This window comes from Kitasatospora sp. NPDC059571 (assembly GCF_042735675.1).
Taxonomy (GTDB): Bacteria; Actinomycetota; Actinomycetes; order Streptomycetales; family Streptomycetaceae; genus Kitasatospora.
In genome coordinates this window covers 9,576-13,585 of the sequence record NZ_JBHWBW010000187.1, presented here as the reverse complement: position 1 = coordinate 13,585, position 4,010 = coordinate 9,576, and the positions used below count along the sequence as shown (strand labels likewise).

Genomic DNA, 4,010 nt, shown 5'->3' with positions numbered 1-4,010 from the left:
CAGACGGTCAGCAGACCGCGGTTCCGGAGTACAGGTTGCTGTCGGCAACACCGTTCGTCACGCTGCGGGTGTAGTAGCCGCAGGTGGGGCGGTTCCGGAAGTCGTAGGTGTCGCCGGGCCGCAGGTGCCAGATCTTGAAGTCGGAGAACGTCAGGGGCTTGCCGGAGACCGCCTGTTCGGGCTGGTGGTCGCCGAGGACGACGTAGGCGTCCTGGCCGGAGAGGATGGCCAGGCCATTGTTGTCGACGAACAGTGATCCGCCCTCTTCCACGCCGACGCCCCAGGCCTTGCCCGAGGAGGTGAGGCCGTCCTTGATGGCACGAGCGACGAAGGCCATGGTGCGGCCCATACGATCCCGCGTGACGAAGTGGGAGTCGTTGATGGTGTCACCGTAGTTGGGCCAGGAGAACATGCCCGTGGTGAAGGTGACGCTCCGGTCGTACGGGTTGGCGAGTGCGGTGGCGGAGTCGGTACTGGCCGTGCAGGCGTCGTAGACGATCGAACTGTTGATGTGAGTGCCGGCGCTGCCCCCACCCACGCCTCCTCCCTTGGCGACCACCGACTCCACTGATGCCTCGAGCGGTGTGCCCTTCCAATGTGCATAGTTGCACTGGTTGCCGCCTGCGAAGTACACGAACTCGCTGTTGCGGATGTCCGTGTTCACCTGGGTGTTGGAGGCGTCCTGGGTGGAGGTCAGCACGTACGTGGTGCAGGAGTTGACGTTCGACAGGCCGGAGATGACATCGCACTCCGGTGTGGGGCTGCCCGAGGCTGCCGAGGCGGCGAGCACGGTGACGTCGATACTGCCGCTGCCCCCGCGAATGGCGTTGATCGCCGACGTCATCGTGGCCGGCACGATCGCGCCGGAGCCGTTCATCGTATAGGCGGGGCCGTTCCAGGACGTGCGGCTCACGTCGGCTGAACTGCCCTGGCGGTAGCGGGTGACCTTGGCCTCGGCGATGGACGGAAGGGCCACAACCGTTCCGATGGCCATGAGTGTCGCCAGGGCGGCGCGCGCAGTCGTGAGTCGGACGGTCGGGGAGGCGTGACCTCGGGGCATGGATCCTCCAGCTCTTGCGGTGGGGGAACGTGCTGTGGAGTGCCGCCCTGCAGGGGTGCAACAGAACATACAGATGTGCACACTGGAGCGAAAGGTGTACAAAAAATTTCTTCAGGTTCGACGCGCGAGCACTGCGCGGCCCGCCAGTCGGTCGGCATGGCGACGCCGGCGCCTCGCCACAGTGCCGGCGTGCCGATGCCACCCGCCCCGGGGTTTGCCGGACACGTGTGGCATCGACCTGCAGCGTCCGGGATTCCTCCGTTGCCGAGATTTCGCAGGCGCCCTCTGTCGCCGAACCGAGACGGAGCCGTGTGCCCGCGTCGCGCAGATGCGGCCCGGTCGGCGCCCACCCTCTCGGGCCGAGTTCCGCAGGGGGTTCGGGGTCAGCCGGATGACGGGGCGGGCAGCCGGGTCGCAGCTGAAGAAGGTCTGGCCCACCGAGAGCCCGGGCAGGGGTGCTTTCGCCGCTCCTTGAGGATGACCTCGAGACGGAGTCGTTGCATGCAGCACACGTTGAAGCTCGCCTGGGGCCGGCGCCGCCGAGTCGCACAGCCGACGTGGACGAGACCGAATCGCTTGTGACCAGAGCCCCGCACATCGACGCCCTCAGCGGCGGCCTGGTGACGAGTCGAAGTCAGTGGAGTCCTCCTGGCCCGTTTGCCTGCCCGCGCTACTCGCGCAGCGCGGGCAGGATCGTCTCGGCGATCCGGTAGGACTCCTCCAGCAGGGGGTTGCCGGACAGGATGAAGGTGTCGATGCCGAGCCGGCGGAACTCTCGCAGCCGCTCGACCACCTGCGCGGTGCTGCCCACGACGGCGGTGCCGGGCCCGGGCCGGAACAGGCTCATGCCCGGCCACAGGTTGGGGTAGGTCTCCAGCTCCCTGGCCTTCGCGGGCACCCTGCCGCCGTGCTGCCGGAACTGCCGGGCCCAGCCCTCGCCCTCGCGGGTGTCCGGGTCGCCCAGCATCCGGGCGTAGGTCTGCGGGCTGGTCACGTCGAGCAGCCGGTCGGCGGCCGCCCAGGCCTCCGCCTCTGTGTCCCGCACGATCAGGTGCAGCCGCAGGCCGAGCCGGAGCTGCCGGCCGTGCGCGGCGGCCCGTCCTCGGACCCGGTCGAGCTTCTCCTTGAGCGGGCCCGGCGGCTCGCCCCAGGTGAGGTAGACGTCGACGTGCTCGGCGGCGAGCTCGATCCCGGGGGCGGAGGACCCGCCGAACCACAGCGGTGTGTGCTTGCCGCCCTGGATCGGGGCGAGCTCGCGCAGGTTCGCCCCGGCGGAGGTCAGCTCGTAGAACCGACCGTGGTGGTCGAAGACCTCACCGGCGGTCAGCCGCTTGACCAGCGACCAGTACTCGGCACTCAGCTCGTACCGTTCGTCGTGGTCGAGCTGGAGGCCGGCCTGGCGGAGCTGCTCGGTGGAGCCGTTGACCACGTTGAAGCGCAGCCGGTCCGGGCCGAAGAGGTGGGCGAAGGTCAGGGCCTGCTTGGCGAGCTGGGTGGGGGAGACCAGGCCCGGGTGGACCGCCAGCAGCGGCTTGAACCGGGGCCCGGTCACGGCGGCCAGGGCACTCGCCAGCGGCCACACGTCGTAAAGGTCGGTGGCGAACAGGGCACCGTCGAAGCCCGCGCGGTCGGCGGCGACGCCGAGTTGTTGCAGGTAGGCGAGGTCGACGCGGCGGCGGCCGGCCGGCTCCCAGGGGTAGGCGCCCTCGCGGGGGATGACGTACCAGAGGATCTCGGGGCGGGTCACGGCCGGGCCTCCAGGGCGGTGCGGACGGCGGCGTCCAGCCCGGGGTGGCGGGCCTCTGAGACGTCGATCGCCCGGGGCAGGAAGCCCGCGTCGGCGAGCAGGTCGGCGGCCTCCTGCTGCTCGGCGAGGAAGGCGTCGCAGACCGGTTCCAGCCGCCAGGGCAGGACGGCCAGCGCCTCCCGCCAGTCGGCGGCGGTGCCACCCTGGTCGGCGGCGGCGATCTCGGCGGCCTCGTCGAGGTGGCCGGCCGCCCAGGCGTCCGCGCGGCGCAGCGCCTCCACGACGAGCGCGAGCAGGTCGGGCCGGCGGTCGGCGTACTCGCGGCGGGTGAAGAACACCGACCGGTCGGTGATCACGTCGCCGGCCTCGGCGAGGGTCCGGACCGTGCCGGCCCGCCGGGCCGCCGCGAGCTCGGCGCCCTGCGCGACCCAGGCGTCCACCGTGCCGTCGATCAGGCGGGCGTACGAGCCCGCGTCGGCGCGGACCGCCGTCACCTCGCGGCCGTAGGTGAGGCCGGCACCGGCCAGGGCCTTCGCGGTGAAGTGGGTCTGCCAGGAGCCGACGGCCAGCTCCACGGTGCCGTCCTTGAGGTCGGCGACGGTGCGCACCGGCCCGTCGGCGCGGACCAGCAGCGCGCCGTGGCCGGGACGGGGCGCCGAGACGGCGAGGTACACCAGGTCGTGGCCGGCCGCCTGGGCGCTGAGCGGCGGGGTGGAGCCGGTGCCGCCGACGTCGATGCCGCCCGAGCGCAGGGCCTCTGCGGTGGCGAGGCCGCCGACCTGGTGCCACACGGCGTCCTCGCCGAGCGGTGCCAGCAGCTCCTCCAGGATGCCGAGCCGGGACAGGTGGTAGAGGGACGGGTTGGCGTTGTGGACGCCGAGGTGGACGGTCATGCGGAACGCTCCGGAGTCGAGGGGCCGGTCGGAAGGACGGGGTCGGTCGGGTCGGTCGGGTCGGTGGCGCGGACGCCGAGGTCGGCGAGCAGCCGGGTGCGCAGTGCGGCGAAGGCGGGGTGGGACCCGTCGCGCGGGCCGGCCAGAGCGACGCGCTCGTCGGTGACGAGGCGCCCGTCGCGCAGCACGGCGACCCGGTCCGCGAGGCGGATCGCCTCGTCCACGTCGTGGGTGACCAGCAGGACGGCCGGGCGGTGTACCCCGCGCACCCGGCCGACCCGGGCCTGCATGCGCACCCCGGGGAGCGCGG

At 72.0% G+C, this 4,010-nt stretch carries 3 protein-coding genes and 1 pseudogene; all 4 read right to left on the bottom strand.

Annotated elements, in window-relative coordinates:
- Positions 1-7: 7 nt before the first annotated feature.
- Positions 8-976, bottom strand: coding sequence for a hypothetical protein (locus tag ACFV0G_RS21085; protein ID WP_380549830.1), 969 nt, complete (start codon positions 974-976; stop codon positions 8-10).
- Between the two features lie 754 nt (positions 977-1,730).
- A complete protein-coding gene (locus tag ACFV0G_RS21080) occupies positions 1,731-2,807 on the bottom strand; it encodes an LLM class flavin-dependent oxidoreductase (protein ID WP_380549827.1) in 1,077 nt (358 codons plus the stop codon).
- On the bottom strand, positions 2,804-3,700 hold the full coding sequence (locus ACFV0G_RS21075) for an ABC transporter substrate-binding protein (RefSeq protein ID WP_380549824.1): 897 nt from the start codon (positions 3,698-3,700) through the stop codon (positions 2,804-2,806). The genes ACFV0G_RS21080 and ACFV0G_RS21075 overlap by 4 nt, the downstream gene beginning before the upstream one ends.
- Positions 3,697-4,010, bottom strand: a pseudogene (locus tag ACFV0G_RS21070) (sulfonate ABC transporter ATP-binding protein); the annotation flags it as partial. The gene ACFV0G_RS21075 and the pseudogene ACFV0G_RS21070, both read right to left, overlap by 4 nt.

What these genes read in the sequence shown, in the direction of transcription:
- ACFV0G_RS21075 (WP_380549824.1), bottom strand. Translation starts at nt 3,700, where the DNA reads ATGACCGTCCACCTCGGCGTCCACAACGCCAACCCGTCCCTCTACCAC.